Raw genomic sequence first — 15,488 nt, 5'->3', positions numbered from 1 at the left:
TGGTTAAGCCAATCACTCTTTGAAGTACTATAAGTACTCAATTATTGGAATTAACGTTGACATATTGTCATTCAGTTTTCAATGTTCATTTGTTAAATGTCTAAACAATATTGTACTAAAAACAACGATTGTTTTCAACTTGTTTCTTAACTAATTTTTAACACGTTTATAAATATATAACATTTAATGCGTATTAACAAGAGTTAATTTTACACTTTTAACAAAAACTTTAAATTTCTTTTTTGTTGTTGTGCTGTCGTTTTCAGCGACCTTTATATAATATCAAGTGGTCTTATAAAAGTCAATAATATATATCGATTTTTTTACAAAAAATTAAAAAACACAAGATTAAGGTGTAATAAACCTTTATTCTTGTGTTTTTGTTCATTTATCACTTACTTTTAATGCTATTTTCATGATTTGCTTTCTTCGCTTTTCTTTCTTCGAGAGACAATGCATTAAATTTTGGCAATGTAATAAGCTGATAAACATTACATAATAATAACCCAAATATTGTTAAATAAATCCAGCTTGTATCTTCTACTCTTAAAAATGGAATCAGTTCTACAGTAGTCATAACTATCATAAAGAACATAGATGGTATCCATAAATTCTTTTTAGATTGCTTATTTTTTAGATTGCTTGTGATGATTGCAAAAACAATAACGACTATAGGTAGCCAAATAAATGAAAGTATTTGATCAGTGCCACCAAATCTTAAAAATCTAAAATAGACTAGATCGAATATAGCAAATACCGTGACAACAATTTGTACATGTGGCCAAATCTTCCCAAATATTCCGATACCTAACTGATTTATAAACAAATAGATAAAATATGCTAACTGACTTATTGTGGCAACTAGTAGACCTACTACTATAAACCATACTGATGCCGCTATAAAGTTTCCTATATCTCCTGCAAATAAATACTTCGTTACTTTATCATAACCAAAAATTAAAGATGATAAATATGTAACGACAACACCAATAAGCAGTGTATTTCTATAAAATTGAATTAAATATTTTAAGGTCACTTGCTTACCTCCGCACTACTCTTCCATTGTTATATTAATTATATTTTTAGCAATTTGACTATAAACCTTACCTAGATCTTCATTTTCTTTATATATAGATGGTGAGAAATTATTTTCATCCCATTCTGGCTGACTTAAAGGAAGTTCTCCTAATAATGTTGTTTGAAGTTCTTCTGCTAACTTCGTGCCTCCACCTTTGCCAAATACATACTCTTTATTTCCAGTTTCTTTACTTTGGAAATAAGACATGTTTTCAATGACACCAATAATTGAGTGCTCAGTATGTTTAGCCATCGCGCCCGCTCTCGCTGCTACGAATGCAGCAGTTGGATGAGGCGTTGTAACAATAATTTCTTTACTTGAAGGCAACATTGTATGTACATCTAAAGCTACATCACCAGTGCCTGGAGGTAAATCGAGTATTAAATAGTCTAACTCTCCCCATTTAACTTCGGTAAAGAAACTAGTAATCATTTTACCGAGCATAGGTCCTCTCCAAATAACTGGCGCATTTTCTTCCACAAAGAAAGCCATAGAAATAACTTTAACACCTTCACGTTCAACAGGTATGATTTGTTCTCCTTCTACTTCGGGTTTTTCTTGAATACCCATCATATCTGGAACACTAAAACCATAAATATCAGCATCAACAAGTCCAACTTTTTTCCCTTGTCTTGCAAGCGACACTGCTAAATTGACCGCTACTGTTGATTTGCCGACGCCACCTTTACCTGAAGCTACAGCTATAAATTCTACAGGATTATCTTTAGATAACAATCCTTCAATTGTTTGTTCTTCCATTACTGCTTTAAATTTTTCTAGTGCTTCTGCAGACAATTCATCAAATCTTATTCCAACTGTTTTAGCACCATTTTCTTTTAATAAATCAACAATTTCCATTTGTAAATCTAATTGTGGCTGTCCACCTAACTTAGCAATAGCAACCTTCACACTGACATGTTCTTTCTCTTCTTTAATGCTTACCTCAATAATACCGCCTGTTTCTTTTAATGGTACATCCACAATTGGATCATGTAATGCTCCCACAAGTTCTTTAACCTGTTCTACAGATAACAAAGCTACGACTCCCCTTCTAAAATGTTTATCTATTCATCTTTATAATTAGTGTAACAAAAAAATTATACAAATAGGTAGTTTAATGTTCAAAAAACAGGCTGAGACATTAATTTGTCTCAACCTGTTTAAAATCTTATTTTGAGTGGTTAGGTATTCTAGTGTTTCGATTAATTTTCTCTGTTTTAAGAAATATTGAAAGTACAACTCCAAAGAATACGATAACTGTTAATACTAAGAACGCAATATTAATACCATGTATCATTGCTTGAGATTGTAATATTTCTGCTTTATTACCAGAACTTGCTACCTCTAATTGTTCTTTTGATGGATTAAAGTTTTTAGCACCAATTGACATGATTGTTACTAAAATTCCCGTACCAATTGAACCAGCAATTGTTCTTAAAGTATTCATCATTGCTGTTCCGTGTGATAATACTTCGTTTGGTATCGCATTTAAACCAGCTGTGTTAACTGGCATCATAATCATAGAAACACCAAACATTCTTACTGTATAAACGATAATCAAATATGCTAATGACGTATCGGTACTCAAGAATGCAAGCATCAACGTCGTGACACTGATAATTGAGAAACCTGTAATAGCGAGCCATTTTGCACCATATTTATCAAATAAGCGACCTGTTACAAGAGACATGATTCCCGTTACAATTGCACCTGGTAATAATAACAGGCCTGATATGAGTGCTGTATAACCTCTAGCATCTTGCATATACATTGGCATCAACAATGATGGTCCAATTAAAGATACCATTGAAAATACACCTATAACTGTCGTTAGTGCAAATGTTTTATATTTAAACACTCTTATATTCAATAATGGTGTTTCTAGTTTTAACTGTCTGAATATAAATACTATTAATGTAACAACACCAACGATCAATGTAATGATAACAGTAGCCGAAGTAAATCCTAATGATCCTGCACTACTGAACCCATACAGTAACGATCCAAATCCTACTGTTGATAAAATTAAAGATGGTACATCTAAATGTACATCTTTTGGCTTAGAAATATTTGTTAAGTATTTCGCACCAAAAGCTAATGCTACTACTGAAAATGGAATAATTGAGTAGAATGGACTTCTCCAACTAAAATTATCCACTAAGTATCCTGATAAAGTTGGTCCTAATGCAGGTGCAAATGAAATAACTAAACCTGCCATACCCATCGCAAAGCCACGTTTTTCTTTAGGGAATAAATTAAAGAGTACAAATTGCATAAGGGGCATCATAACTCCCGCACCCATAGCTTGAAGTACTCTCGCTAACATTAATATACTAAAATTAGGCGAAAGTGCTGCTACCAGTGTACCTATTGTAAATGATAACATCGCCATTAAATAAAGTGGTCTTGTATTAAATTTATCCATTAGAAATGCGGTCGCTGGTATCATAACACCATTAACTAACATAAATCCTGTCATTAACCATTGTCCTTGGTTAGCATCAATATTTAAATGTACCATGATTTCAGGTATCGCTGTATTTAATAAAGTTTGATTTAAAATTGCCACAAAGGCACTTACTAACATCACAGCTACGACTAGATTTCTTTTACCTTTTGAAATATCCTGAACATTCATGGTTTCAACTCCTTCTAAAATATACCTTTGCTATTATGCACTATTTTATTTCGGAAATCAAAATAAATGTTTCATCTATTTAAATTTTTACTATCTGGATAAAAGATTTCAGTACATATATATAGAATCGTAATAATAATTAAAATTACCCAGAATTCAATTTTTATTTGTGAATAATAAATATGCACTGTGAAATAAAACATAATTGTACTAACAGTAATGGTTAATAAATGGAAGGTCATGCCTTTAAAGTACGGATTATCATTCAATTTATTTTTGAATCTGTCTAATAAAAATTCAATGGCAACTAATGTGAAGTAACCAAATAAAATATAACTACCATAATAAAACAAGTTATCTATCACACTTTTATTATAATTGAATTCTGCCAAACCATAATAAATTAATATTCTACTTAAGCCAAACATACCAAAAGAAAGTAACACAATGAAAATTGCACCAGACAATGTGAAGATACTTATAATAATCAATAACGTCAATAATTGAAATAAATCAAAGCGTTTGTTTTTTCTTTTCATACATTGTTACTCCCTTTTGTATTCTTCGTTAAATGCTATCCCTATTTACTTCTTTAAAAATGATCGACCATGCAATCGTTAAAGTTACTGCGACGAGTATAATATAAAGCATAATATTTTGCACACCGTAAGTTAAGAATGGAACATCTAGCACATATATGGAAGCTACTATTAATGATCCAGTTGTACTTCCAATTGTTTTGAACAATGTGTAAATCGACATCATTGATCCTAACTGATGACTTGGTGCTTCTTCCTGAACTACTACTACATCTTTTGTATATACTGTTCCAAAAGATACACCCATCACAAACACAGCGAAAGGAATAATTACAATCCATTCTACTCCAGTTATAATTGCGAAACTACCAACAAACATTGCTAAGAAAGCCAACATATAAATAAACTTTAATTTTATTTTATCTAGTCTACCTAATATAAATGTAATAAACAGCCAACCGACCGACATAGGAAATATCGTTAATCCACTTTGTAGCGGAGAAAAACCTTGTTCATTCTGTAAATAGATTGGCATAAAAATAGTATATCCCATTAACATTGTTGAATATATTAAGTCGGTAAATAGAACTAAAATAATTTTCCTATTAAATGCTTCAATTGGAACAAATGGATTTTTAATACTTGTTTCTATTTTATATAAAGTAAAAGCGAGTGCTATTAATATTATGAAACAAATCCCCCTTACTATAAAAGGTATATGTTCAGCTACTATTAATAAGAAACTAGCTACTACACCATAAAATATAAGTAATCCCTTATAGTCTAATTTCGTTTTTTCTACTTTTTCTTGTTCAAAATTAAAATATTTAATAACGAGCCAGATTGATATTAAAGCTATAGGTACATTTATATAAAATAAAAAGCTCCAGTTTAAAGATTCTAATATTGCACCACCTAGTAGTGGACCTACAATACTTGATATTCCCCAAACACTTCCAACTATGCCCATTACTTTATATCTTTGTGGTATTGGAAATGCTAACTTTGGTACAACTTGTCCTAAAGTCATCATCACGCCTGCACCAAGTCCTTGAACAATTCTTGAAATGACGAGCAATGGAAAACTATTTGTCATTTCACTTAATCCACAAAATACACTACCAATTATAAAAACTGATATTCCAAGTAGAACTACAAATTTAATATTTATACGCTTAACTAATTCACCAACAATTGGTGTCATAAATACGACTGCGATTAAATATACTGTAAAAATTAATGCCACTTCTGTTTCAATATTAAAATCTCTTTGCATCGTTGGTGTTGCCAATGACACTATAGATGTTTCAATTGCACTCATAAACATAATGAGTACTAATGCTAGTACAATTCCTTTATTCTTACTCATAATTTACTCTCTTTCGTAAACAATTTTTCCGTTAACTATCGTTTTAATTGCTTGTATATTCGCTAACTCTTTTGGGTCAGTCTCAAATGGATCTTTATCTAATACTGTAAAATCTGCTTCGTATCCAGGTTTTATCTTTCCTGTTCTATCAGTTGTTTGTGCAATTTCACTTGCTTGTGTCGTATATAAACTCATTGCATCAAATATGGATATTGCTTCTTCAATGAAATATGCACCGTTTTCTCCATAAGATTGTCTATTTACAGCTGCATGAACACCTAACATCGGATTAGGCGTTTCTATAGGTGCATCAGACCCACCACCTATAATAATGTTCAAATCTAACATTGATTTAAATGGATATAAATATCTCGCTCTTTGATCTCCAACTTTATCTTGCACCCATGGGAAATCACTCGTAATAAACTGAGGTTGCACATCACATATTACGGGTAATTTAGAAACACGTTTTAGTAATTCCTCATTCAAAGTACTAATATGAATCAATCTATCTCTTAACCCTTTTGGTGCTGGATATTTTTCAATAGCATCTAATACCATCTCGCAAGCTTTATCGCCTATCATATGAACAGCTATTGCCCCATTATATTTTCTAGCTAGTTGAACTTTTTCATTCAATTCTTCTTGAGTATATATGGATAAACCATAATTTTCACCAGCTGGGTCGTTCGAATAAGGTTCTTTCAATAAAGCTGTGCTACCACCAAAAGCACCATCTGCATAGAATTTCATAGCATCTGGTTCTAACCAACCATCAACGAAAGTAGCTTGTTCATCCATCATTTGTTCATAAACACTAAAGTGACGTAACAAACGTACTCTAAATGGTCTTTGATGATCTTCTCCACCAACCACTGTTTTATAAGCGTTCAAGACATCTTTATAATCTTCGTAATATCCTAAATCTTCAGTATGAGATCCCGTTATGCCAAATTGATATAAATAATCTATAGCATTTTGTAAATGTTTAGTTAGCGATTGTTCATCTTCGTTAGAAGCTAATTCTTCAAAAGGTTCCATAGCTGTATCATAAATCCAGCCAGTTAACTCACCATCTTGTTTTTCATATGATCCACCAACAGGATTGTCTACATCATCTTTGACATCTAATATTTTTAAAGCTTTCGTATTGACGATTGCTGCATGTCTGCAAACTCGTTTAATGATAACTGGATTATCTTTACACAACTCATCTAAATCGTTCTTATCTAGTCTAATGCCATGTAATAAATTTTCATCATATCCTTCAGCAACTAACCATTCACCAGGTTCAAGTTGTTCAGCTTTTTGCTTAATCTTATCTTTAACGACTTCTATATTTGTTTCACCGTTTAAGATAACAGAGGAAAGCCATACACCTGTTCCAAGCACATGGATATGGGTTTCTACAAAACCAGGGAACATCGTACCCTCATTTAAATCTATTACTTCAAAATCATTTATATTGATTTCATTTAGATCATCTTGTGTTAATAAACTTTCTATTGTTCCATCATTAACGATAACACCTACATATGTATCTTCAGAATGATTCATAGTATATATTTTCCCATTGTTGAATAGCTTCTTCACCAGACCCATCTCCTTATAAATTAACATAAGTCAATTTTACATATATAAAAGCAAAAAAGACACCGATAAAATCGATGACTTTTTTGCACATACTTTCCGTGGTCATGTACTCAGTTTATTTCAATACATGCTTAACTGCTAATATCAATTCTTGTGTTCTATCTTCACCAAAATAATCACGATATCTTTTATCCGCTTCATACATATTGATGATCTCTAAATGTCTATCTTCTGTATAGTTCGGCCAACTATAAGTTAGCCATTCTCTGTGCAAGTCTGTTACTTCTTCTTGTTTTTCTAATGTGGCACCTTGTTGCACGAGATTATCTAATTTCTCTAATAATTTCTTTTCAATTTGATTTTTACCTTTAATTTCACTTTGACTCATATCTAAGAAATTGTCATCAGCTTGATCAATTTTATGACCGCTTCTGTCCTCGACCACTTCTCCTTGTACTTCTTCTTCTTTATTTAATTTTTCACGATTGAATGCTTCAAATTTTCTTTCATCTGACATGATCATGTCCCCCTATTCATATCGATAAATTATCTTATATTGTATATTTACCCCTTTTTTCAAAAATTAACAAAAGAACGACCAACTAATTATACATTTCCTTAGTTGGTCGTCCTTATTAAAATTATTTTAACCGTCTTTGTTCACCTTTTTTAATATGTTCATTGAATTTTTGGCTATTATTTCTTCTTTGATGTTTAACGAGCATTATTATGACATAGACTAAAATCAATCCAAATATTAGAGAAACGAATCCCATAAACTGTAAACCGCCTTGTTTACCATCACTAAATACAAAATAATAAAAGAAATAACCTTGTATTAAAATAATAATCGTAAGGACACTATAATACAAACGATAATTCATTTTGACCTCCTACATGAAGTACATAATTGCTAGAAAATGAAATATAGAGGCAACAAGGATAAAGAAGTGCCATATCATATGGAAATACTTTCTATTCTTTTGAGCATAGAACCATGCACCTATCGTGTAGCTAATACCGCCAATCATTATAAATAACATGAAAATTAAAGATGTTTTATTTATAATGGTTGGTAACATTAGTACAGCCATCCATCCCATAATTAAATACATTGCCAAACTCAATTTATGATTTACATTTTTAGCAGTAGATTTATAAATGATTCCCCAAATAGTTATACCCCACTGAACAGCCATAATGACCCAGCCTAACCAGCCACCTACTAATGACAAAGCTATTGGTGTATAAGTTCCGCAAATTGCTATATAAATCATACTATGATCAATGATTCTCATAATATACTTTTGAGGTGAAGATGAAGACATTGAATGATAAACTGCTGATGATAAGAACATAAGCATAATACTAATAATGTATATAGATACACTTGTTGATTTAAGTACACCGTCATTAATATAGCTTTCAACAGCTGCGTACGGTAAGAAGAATAAAAGTAAAAATGCTGGTATACCATGAGAAACTGCATTTCCTACTTCCTCTCCAAATGAGAGTGGCATTATATCTTTAAATGCTTCTTTAACTTTCCCGTCTTTTCTAGGATGAGACTGCATATTATTTATTTGATCCATTCATATACCTCTTTTATAAAAGTTGATTATTTTCTAAATCTTTTTGAGCTGTTTCTATACTATCTTTTCCTTCTTTATTTTTTAAAGGACTAAATTCTATATCTCTATTCACTTGAAGTGTAGCGAAAGTTTGAGCATATTGAAAAATATCAAAGTAGAATAATTCAAACTTTAATGATTCAATTTCAACTACACTGAAATCTTCATCTAATTGCTTAAGTTTTTTAACAGCTAAATGATAAGGAAGTGGTTTAGATGCTGCATCAATTAGAAAATCAACTTTAAACACATGAATACCAATATTAGCATTATCAAGTTTATTTACGTCTTCAGGAGTTAGTTCAGAATACTCAAGCACTCGTTTTTTTCCATCCACTGAAACAATACGACCTACTTTTTCATCTTCGTAAGCTTTAATTGATTTAGTTGTAACATCACTATTTTTCTCTATAGTATATCCAACAAATTCTGGATCTAATACTTTAACTAATGCATTATCAATGTTATTTAAGAATAAATACTCAACGCCATTCTCTTTCATTTCTGATAATAGATTATTCTTTTCTAATGATTTAAACACACCACCATTACCATTAGGTGTACGCATAATATGCTTATCAGTGTCTAAAATCAATTTACCTTCCGTAGTTAAAGCTACAATGTGGTCTTGCTTGAAAAAGTGAATATAATTTTCGTCATAATCAAAATACTTATGCTCTAGGAAGAATGATAACGTATCTTTATGGTTAACATCACTTGTCATAATGTACCAATGAATTGGCGTACCTACTTCTTCAGTTAAATTACGTAATTGTTCAGCTTGTCTTTCAAACAAACTTTTATCATTAAATGAGAATGTACCTTTTGGACCTTTATGTCCTAATCTAGTACCTTGCCCACCAGCCATTAATAAGACAGCGAATTTCCCATCTTTAATAGCCTTAATTCCTAATGATCTATAAGACTTCAACTCATCTAGTGTAAATTGACTTTTTACATCAAAATTAACTTGTTCTATATCTTCTGCAACTTCAATTGGTTTTCTATTTACATATACATCTTGGTATAAATCATTTATTTCATCTAAATCCAATCTATTAATATCTAAATCTAATTGTTCTTTCTCACTCTGACTCATCACTTTACTATACTCTAAAAAGTGTTCTTGTCCATGTTGTTTTAACATTGTTTCATCTAGCATTATAATACCTCCGAATATTTGACTCATTATCATTATACGACTTTAGAATGATTTGTCTAAAAATATCACAAAAAAATAATAATTAAAATGATTATTTAAAAAATAAACGGGTAAATATAATAATGTGTTGGTTCAAACACAAAATATTCCTATTAATAATAGGCCAAGGAGGATTTTATTATGAGTTTAGGAGATAAGTTCAACGACGCAAAAGACAAAGCAGTTGAAAAAGGTAAGGACCACGTAAACGAAAATAAAGATGAGTACACAGAAAAAGGTAAAGACTTCGCTAAAGATAAAGGCGAAGATTTAAAAGGTAAATTCGGAAAATAACATATTAATATTAATGAGGCTGGGACAATTAATTGTCTCAGCCTCTTTTCGTTATTTATATAAATAAACGATAAATATCTTTCCACCATAATATAATTGTAACAATCGTAAAGGCAGAAGATAAACTTAAATCAAGTGCCCCACCTGTTTTAAATACAATTGGCAATTTAACAGAGACATCTAATGGATAGAATAACTTCACACCCCTAGGCGTTAACATATCTAAAATAATATGAGACAACATACCTAATATTATAGACACTAAATAAGGTTCCGGTGCAGAAATAGTATTCAATCCCCAAAATATTAGAAATAAAAATAATAAGGAGTGAGTAAATGTTCGATGTCCAAAAATCAATCTTATAATAAGGCTAATTGGAAATAACTTCTTTCCAATATTACTTTTAAAATGGCAAATATCTGGAACTAAACTTGAAACGCCGCATAAACTAACTATCGTAAAAGAAGTGAAAACATCTTCTCCATAATAAATACTTAATGATGACCCGATGAATATACCGCAAGCTAGATGTGTTTTTCCTGTCATATTAATTTTTCCTCTTTTCAAAATCATTTTAATTTATTTTACCACAAAATACCGAACAAGTATACGAACACTTTGTGACTTTATCGTGATGTGTATCACAAAAAATAAATTCAAATGACGAAATTGTGAAAACAATCACAAAAGTATTGATTTGAAATAAAAGCCTGTTAAACTATAGTTGTAAGTCATATTAAACATAACCCTATACCATTGTTGAAATAACCCCCTTATTTCACAATAAAAAGCGTTCGTCTACAGAGACGAACGCTTTTTATTTAGCTTGCTTTATTTAAATTCTCTTGATTATTTGCATTTTCATTTGTTGTTTCATTTGATTGATTTTGTTTTTGTTGTTCTTTATTCGTATCTTTATATTGTTGATTGTTATTATTCGAGTGATTTTCTCGATGATTATTTTCATTCGTATTCAATTCATCTGTTTGATAATTTGAATCTTGATCTGATTGTTGACTGTTATCTTGATGTTGATCATCTTTAGGCAAAGTACAACCATCATCATTACATAAATAACCATCATGACTTAAATTTTGCCAAGCTCTCGTGAATTCTATTGTACTTTCTACATCATCACACTCTGCTTGAGAATTACCTTGATTTAACAAACAATTTCTTGCAGTATTATATACTTTTGTATCGAATTCTTCAGGTACAGTATGGTTGTTAGGTTTAACACCGTTAACATTTTCTTCTACTGGAATTTCTTCTACAGACTGCTTTTCATTATTTTCTATACTTTTGTTATTTTGAGCTTTATTTTTTTCTACTGTTTTATTGTCAATACGTTTTTCTTCTTTCGTTTTAACTTCATTTGTATCTTCTTCTGTTGTTTTTACGTTTGACGACTTTTCTTTATTTGTTTCATTATTCTTAGAAGATTGATTGTCACATGCTACTAGAAATAATAAGCAAACTGTTAAGAGACCATAAATCCATTTCATTGAATCACTCCTCGGCCTTTTTGCTTTTTCTTTCTTTTCTCTCATTAAAGACACTTCTTTCTTATAAAATAATTAAGCACATATTAAAACATAAGAATATCATACATGATAAACTGATATTAGTAAAAACTATTGTAACATGTAGGAGGTATTTGTTATGTATAAAGATGTTAAAAAGGATGAATGGACTGGTAGAACTGATAGCTTATCTTTACGCTCTGCATTCAGATTTCATCAAATTGTGAATTCGATTAATATCGAAAAAGATGATATTCAACCAAAGAAAGAATTTGAGCACCAAGTAAACATGGCGCTTATAGGTTTTGAATGTGATGAAGGTGTTTCTAGAAACAACGGCAGAACAGGAGCTGTTGATGGTCCTAAACATTTTAGAAAGTCATTGAGTCCCTTACCAATTCATAATGAATATTTACATTTAACAGACTATGGTAACGTCATTTGCAACAAAACTAAAATGGAAGATGCACAAGAAGAACTAGGAGATAAAATTTCTAAAATTCTATTACATAACCATTTCACAGTCATTGTTGGTGGCGGTCATGAAGTTTTATATGGACATTATTTAGGCGTGAGAAGAGCTAATAAAAACAAAAAAATAGGCATCATAAATATAGATGCGCATTTTGATATGAGAGATTATGATGAACAACCTTCTTCTGGAACAATGTTTAAACAAATTTTAGATCAAGATGACCAAGTCGGTTATTTTGTATTAGGTATACAGAAAAATGGTAATACAAAAGCATTGTTCGAAAGAGCTGATGAATATGGCGTACAGTATATACGTGAAGATGAACTACGTAGTCATTTATCTATCGAAACAATTACTTCAATAAATTCATTTATTGAAGAATACGACGAAATACTCATAACATTATGTACAGATTCAATCGATGTTAGTTATGCACCTGCTGTAAGTGCACCTTGTATAATGGGATTACAACCTCAAATTGTACAAACAATTTTACAGTTAGTTACAAATTCAAATAAAAGCACAAGCATTAGTATTGCAGAACTATCACCAAGATTCGATATTGATAATCGAACTTCGAGATTACTTGCAAATATTGCTTCAAACATTTATCACGATCAAGCAGAAGTTATTCAATCACAATGGGAGTCATAAACAATGTCAGAATTTAAAAAAGGTATTATGTATGCAACTTTCGCATATATAATTTGGGGTATTCTTCCAATATACTGGAACCTCGTAAATGAAATTGGTCCATTCGAAATACTAGCCCACCGCATAATATGGTCCGCTGTATTCATGTTGTTATTATTAACATTTACTAAACAACTATCAATGTTCAAAAATGCAACAATTAAATTATTTGAGCAAAAAAAAATGTTATTAGCGATTATTGCTGCAGGTTATATTATTACAGTTAACTGGGGTACATTTATTTGGGCAGTTAATAACCATCACGTACTTCAAGCGAGTCTAGGCTATTATATAAATCCTTTAATGAGTATATTCCTAGCTTTTATATTTTTAGGAGAACGTTTCTCAAAAGCACAATGGATAGCAATTGCACTAGCTTTTATAGGCGTAATTTATATGACTTTCCAAGTCGGTGAATTTCCGTACGTATCGATACTATTAGCAACTTCCTTTGCATTGTACGGGTTAATTAAGAAAGTAGTAGATATCGATGCTTTTAGTAGTATTACAATAGAATGTATTGTCACATTACCAGCAGCACTTATTTATATATTCTACTTATCACAAAATGATGCTATTACTTTTGGAATGAATCATTCTAGCGGTTGGTTATTACTATCTGGCGCAATAACTGCAATACCACTTATACTATTTAGTGCTGGAGCTAGAAGAATACCTCTTTCACTAACAGGGTTCATTCAATATATCGGTCCTACTCTTATGTTCTTTATAGGTATTTTCCTACTTGGTGAACAATTTGATGTTGACCAGTTAATTACATTTATATTTATTTGGGCAGGTATAATTCTTTATAGCTATACTAAATATGTTGAAATCAATCGTAATCGAAAGAAATTAATAAAAGATTTTTAAATAAAAAAGAGTGGGTGAGAAATCTAATTTTATAAAAAGATTTCTTCCCCACTCTTTTTTCACTTTAAAATATTTCTCCACACGTAGTGGCTAATAATGCTTTTATTGTATGCATTCTATTTTCTGCTTGTTGAAATACTTTAGAATAGTCTGATCTAAAAACGTCATCAGTTACTTCCATACACGTTACACCAAATTTTTCGAAACAGAGTGCCCCCATTTCTGTATTCAAATCATGAATGGCAGGTAAGCAATGTAAAAATAAAGTATCATTTTTACCTGTTAAATTTATAAGGTTCTGATTCACTTGATAATCCTTTAATAATTCAAAGCGTTCTTCAAGTTTGTCTTCTTCCCCCATTGAACACCATACATCTGTGTATATGACATCACTTCCATAAATACCTTCTTGAATATCATCCGTGATTAACACTTCGCTTTGAGATTTTTCGCTAAGTGACTTGGCCATCTCTTGAATTTCTTTATTAGGATGCAATTCTTTTGGCGCTACTATATGGATATTTACGCCAAGTATCGCACTTGTTACAAGCAATGAATTCGCAATGTTATTACGACCATCCCCGATAAAAGTCAAAGTCTTTCCTTCATATGTACCAAAATGCTCTTTAATAGTTAAAAAGTCAGCTAACATCTGTGTGGGATGCCACTCATTCGTCAATCCATTCCAAACTGGTACTTTTGAGTATTTCGCTAAGTCTTCTACTGTTTTTTGATCATAACCTCTAAAAGCAATACCATCAAACATTGAGCCTAATACAATTGCTGTATCTTCTACAGATTCTTTCTTACCAAGTTGTAAATCTTCTTTACCAAGATAAGAAATATTCGCCCCCATTTTAGTAGCAGCTACTGTAAAAGCAGAACGTGTTCTTGTAGATTGTTTCTCAAATAATAAAGCAATATGTTTTCCGCTTAAAAAACGGTGTGGGATCTGATGCTTTTCTTTGAATTTTAATTCTATAGCTAAATCAATAAGTGTTTCTAATTCTTCTTTAGAAAAATCAACTTCTTTTAAAAAACTCGTCTTATTTAATTCCTTTAACATAGATATCTTCGTCCCAATGAAACCAGCTCCTTATTTATTTATAAAGATAATATTACAATACAAAATCCTCTTTGTAAATAGTTATTCAATATATTGCATAAAAATACTTAATTTAATTAGTATGACATATTAAATAAAAAACATGACACATTTTCTTTATTATCTGTTGAAAACGGATACATAATGCGTTATGATGTAGTCATCAAACAAAAGGATGTGTTAGTTATGGCAATGAGAGTATCTAAAGACAACAATCAAGTTCATATTCAATGGAGAGTCGCTGATATTACAATTCCAAATAATGAAATTAAAGACATTAAGGAAGATCAGGATATTCACGCTTTGTCTAATGAAAATCAGGATCATATCGTAAGAATTGGTTCAACTTTTGGTAAAACAAATCGCGTGATCATTGAAACAAGTGAAAAAGAATACATTATTTATACACATGCTGATAAGAAGGTATATAACGAACTAACGAAAGCGTAAGTTTGAATCTTCTATCATTTAAAAT

General features: G+C 30.9%; 17 protein-coding genes. 4 read left to right on the top strand and 13 right to left on the bottom strand.

The features are described 5' to 3' along the window. Nucleotides 1-391 precede the first annotated feature (391 nt). The 10 genes from LQ608_RS11330 to LQ608_RS11285 all read right to left on the bottom strand — a co-directional run bounded on the left by LQ608_RS11330 (nucleotide 392) and on the right by LQ608_RS11285 (nucleotide 10,010). Nucleotides 392-1,036 (bottom strand): KinB-signaling pathway activation protein, encoded by a 645-nt coding sequence (locus tag LQ608_RS11330; protein WP_239751976.1) that lies wholly within the window; start codon nucleotides 1,034-1,036, stop codon nucleotides 392-394. Between the two features lie 15 nt (nucleotides 1,037-1,051). Further along, nucleotides 1,052-2,113: an Mrp/NBP35 family ATP-binding protein gene (locus LQ608_RS11325; RefSeq protein ID WP_107509926.1), complete on the bottom strand. Its 1,062-nt coding sequence runs from the start codon at nucleotides 2,111-2,113 to the stop codon at nucleotides 1,052-1,054. Between the two features lie 133 nt (nucleotides 2,114-2,246). Next, on the bottom strand, nucleotides 2,247-3,716 hold the full coding sequence (locus tag LQ608_RS11320; RefSeq protein ID WP_239751975.1) for an MDR family MFS transporter: 1,470 nt from the start codon (nucleotides 3,714-3,716) through the stop codon (nucleotides 2,247-2,249). Nucleotides 3,717-3,787: 71 nt separating this feature from the next. After that, nucleotides 3,788-4,255, bottom strand: coding sequence for a SepA family multidrug efflux transporter (locus LQ608_RS11315; RefSeq protein ID WP_107509927.1), 468 nt, complete (start codon nucleotides 4,253-4,255; stop codon nucleotides 3,788-3,790). A 28-nt stretch (nucleotides 4,256-4,283) separates the two neighbouring features. After that, nucleotides 4,284-5,624: a multidrug efflux MFS transporter SdrM gene (sdrM, locus tag LQ608_RS11310; protein WP_239751973.1), complete on the bottom strand. Its 1,341-nt coding sequence runs from the start codon at nucleotides 5,622-5,624 to the stop codon at nucleotides 4,284-4,286. A 3-nt stretch (nucleotides 5,625-5,627) separates the two neighbouring features. Next, a complete protein-coding gene (locus LQ608_RS11305) occupies nucleotides 5,628-7,226 on the bottom strand; it encodes an amidohydrolase (protein ID WP_239751984.1) in 1,599 nt (532 codons plus the stop codon). Nucleotides 7,227-7,332: 106 nt separating this feature from the next. Next, nucleotides 7,333-7,734: a TipAS antibiotic-recognition domain-containing protein gene (locus LQ608_RS11300; protein ID WP_239751971.1), complete on the bottom strand. Its 402-nt coding sequence runs from the start codon at nucleotides 7,732-7,734 to the stop codon at nucleotides 7,333-7,335. A gap of 124 nt (nucleotides 7,735-7,858) precedes the next feature. Next, nucleotides 7,859-8,101, bottom strand: coding sequence for a hypothetical protein (locus LQ608_RS11295; protein WP_078358114.1), 243 nt, complete (start codon nucleotides 8,099-8,101; stop codon nucleotides 7,859-7,861). Between the two features lie 9 nt (nucleotides 8,102-8,110). Next, a complete protein-coding gene (trhA, locus tag LQ608_RS11290; protein WP_481817140.1) occupies nucleotides 8,111-8,809 on the bottom strand; it encodes a PAQR family membrane homeostasis protein TrhA in 699 nt (232 codons plus the stop codon). Between the two features lie 13 nt (nucleotides 8,810-8,822). After that, entirely contained in the window at nucleotides 8,823-10,010 is a 1,188-nt protein-coding gene (locus LQ608_RS11285; protein WP_239751969.1) for a UTP--glucose-1-phosphate uridylyltransferase, read from the bottom strand. A gap of 180 nt (nucleotides 10,011-10,190) precedes the next feature. Here LQ608_RS11285 and LQ608_RS11280 point away from each other — a divergent pair, with 180 nt between their 5' ends. After that, the gene (locus LQ608_RS11280; RefSeq protein WP_169711986.1) at nucleotides 10,191-10,343 is read left to right on the top strand and encodes a hypothetical protein; all 153 of its coding nucleotides are present in this window, start codon (nucleotides 10,191-10,193) and stop codon (nucleotides 10,341-10,343) included. A 55-nt stretch (nucleotides 10,344-10,398) separates the two neighbouring features. On the opposite strand, the gene LQ608_RS11275 is transcribed toward LQ608_RS11280, so the two are convergent. Together LQ608_RS11275 and LQ608_RS11270 are read right to left on the bottom strand one after the other, a co-directional pair. Continuing rightward, nucleotides 10,399-10,890, bottom strand: a complete 492-nt coding sequence (locus tag LQ608_RS11275; protein ID WP_239751967.1) for a metal-dependent hydrolase — start codon at nucleotides 10,888-10,890, stop codon at nucleotides 10,399-10,401. 275 nt (nucleotides 10,891-11,165) lie between these two features. Continuing rightward, a complete protein-coding gene (locus LQ608_RS11270; RefSeq protein ID WP_239751965.1) occupies nucleotides 11,166-11,849 on the bottom strand; it encodes a hypothetical protein in 684 nt (227 codons plus the stop codon). Between the two features lie 157 nt (nucleotides 11,850-12,006). Here LQ608_RS11270 and hutG point away from each other — a divergent pair, with 157 nt between their 5' ends. Both hutG and rarD read left to right on the top strand, forming a co-directional pair. After that, complete coding sequence (gene hutG, locus LQ608_RS11265; RefSeq protein WP_107509931.1) at nucleotides 12,007-12,996, top strand: formimidoylglutamase; 990 nt, start codon at nucleotides 12,007-12,009, stop codon at nucleotides 12,994-12,996. A gap of 3 nt (nucleotides 12,997-12,999) precedes the next feature. Then, a complete protein-coding gene (gene rarD, locus LQ608_RS11260) occupies nucleotides 13,000-13,908 on the top strand; it encodes an EamA family transporter RarD (protein ID WP_239751963.1) in 909 nt (302 codons plus the stop codon). A 64-nt stretch (nucleotides 13,909-13,972) separates the two neighbouring features. Here the strand turns inward: rarD and argF are convergent, their stop codons facing one another. After that, on the bottom strand, nucleotides 13,973-14,974 hold the full coding sequence (gene argF, locus LQ608_RS11255) for an ornithine carbamoyltransferase (RefSeq protein WP_239751961.1): 1,002 nt from the start codon (nucleotides 14,972-14,974) through the stop codon (nucleotides 13,973-13,975). Between the two features lie 225 nt (nucleotides 14,975-15,199). On the opposite strand from argF, the gene LQ608_RS11250 reads away from it, so the two are divergent. Beyond that, nucleotides 15,200-15,463, top strand: coding sequence for a SunI/YnzG family protein (locus LQ608_RS11250; RefSeq protein WP_078358106.1), 264 nt, complete (start codon nucleotides 15,200-15,202; stop codon nucleotides 15,461-15,463). Nucleotides 15,464-15,488: the final 25 nt, after the last annotated feature.

Origin of the sequence: Mammaliicoccus sp. H-M34 (genome assembly GCF_022386495.1) — a bacterium.
Lineage (GTDB): Bacteria > Bacillota > Bacilli > Staphylococcales > Staphylococcaceae > Mammaliicoccus > Mammaliicoccus fleurettii.
Note: the sequence above shows the minus strand (reverse complement) of the source record. Positions and strands in the feature narration are given on the sequence as shown.

Coding starts and splice junctions, on each gene's coding strand:
- LQ608_RS11320 (WP_239751975.1), bottom strand. CDS start 3,716: ATGAATGTTCAGGATATTTCAAAAGGTAAAAGAAATCTAGTCGTAGCT.
- LQ608_RS11315 (WP_107509927.1), bottom strand. CDS start 4,255: ATGAAAAGAAAAAACAAACGCTTTGATTTATTTCAATTATTGACGTTA.
- sdrM (WP_239751973.1), bottom strand. CDS start 5,624: ATGAGTAAGAATAAAGGAATTGTACTAGCATTAGTACTCATTATGTTT.
- LQ608_RS11305 (WP_239751984.1), bottom strand. CDS start 7,226: ATGGGTCTGGTGAAGAAGCTATTCAACAATGGGAAAATATATACTATG.
- LQ608_RS11300 (WP_239751971.1), bottom strand. CDS start 7,734: ATGTCAGATGAAAGAAAATTTGAAGCATTCAATCGTGAAAAATTAAAT.
- LQ608_RS11295 (WP_078358114.1), bottom strand. CDS start 8,101: ATGAATTATCGTTTGTATTATAGTGTCCTTACGATTATTATTTTAATA.
- trhA (WP_481817140.1), bottom strand. CDS start 8,809: ATGGATCAAATAAATAATATGCAGTCTCATCCTAGAAAAGACGGGAAA.
- LQ608_RS11285 (WP_239751969.1), bottom strand. CDS start 10,010: ATGCTAGATGAAACAATGTTAAAACAACATGGACAAGAACACTTTTTA.
- LQ608_RS11280 (WP_169711986.1), top strand. CDS start 10,191: ATGAGTTTAGGAGATAAGTTCAACGACGCAAAAGACAAAGCAGTTGAA.
- LQ608_RS11275 (WP_239751967.1), bottom strand. CDS start 10,890: ATGACAGGAAAAACACATCTAGCTTGCGGTATATTCATCGGGTCATCA.
- LQ608_RS11270 (WP_239751965.1), bottom strand. CDS start 11,849: ATGAAATGGATTTATGGTCTCTTAACAGTTTGCTTATTATTTCTAGTA.
- hutG (WP_107509931.1), top strand. CDS start 12,007: ATGTATAAAGATGTTAAAAAGGATGAATGGACTGGTAGAACTGATAGC.
- rarD (WP_239751963.1), top strand. CDS start 13,000: ATGTCAGAATTTAAAAAAGGTATTATGTATGCAACTTTCGCATATATA.
- argF (WP_239751961.1), bottom strand. CDS start 14,974: ATGTTAAAGGAATTAAATAAGACGAGTTTTTTAAAAGAAGTTGATTTT.
- LQ608_RS11250 (WP_078358106.1), top strand. CDS start 15,200: ATGGCAATGAGAGTATCTAAAGACAACAATCAAGTTCATATTCAATGG.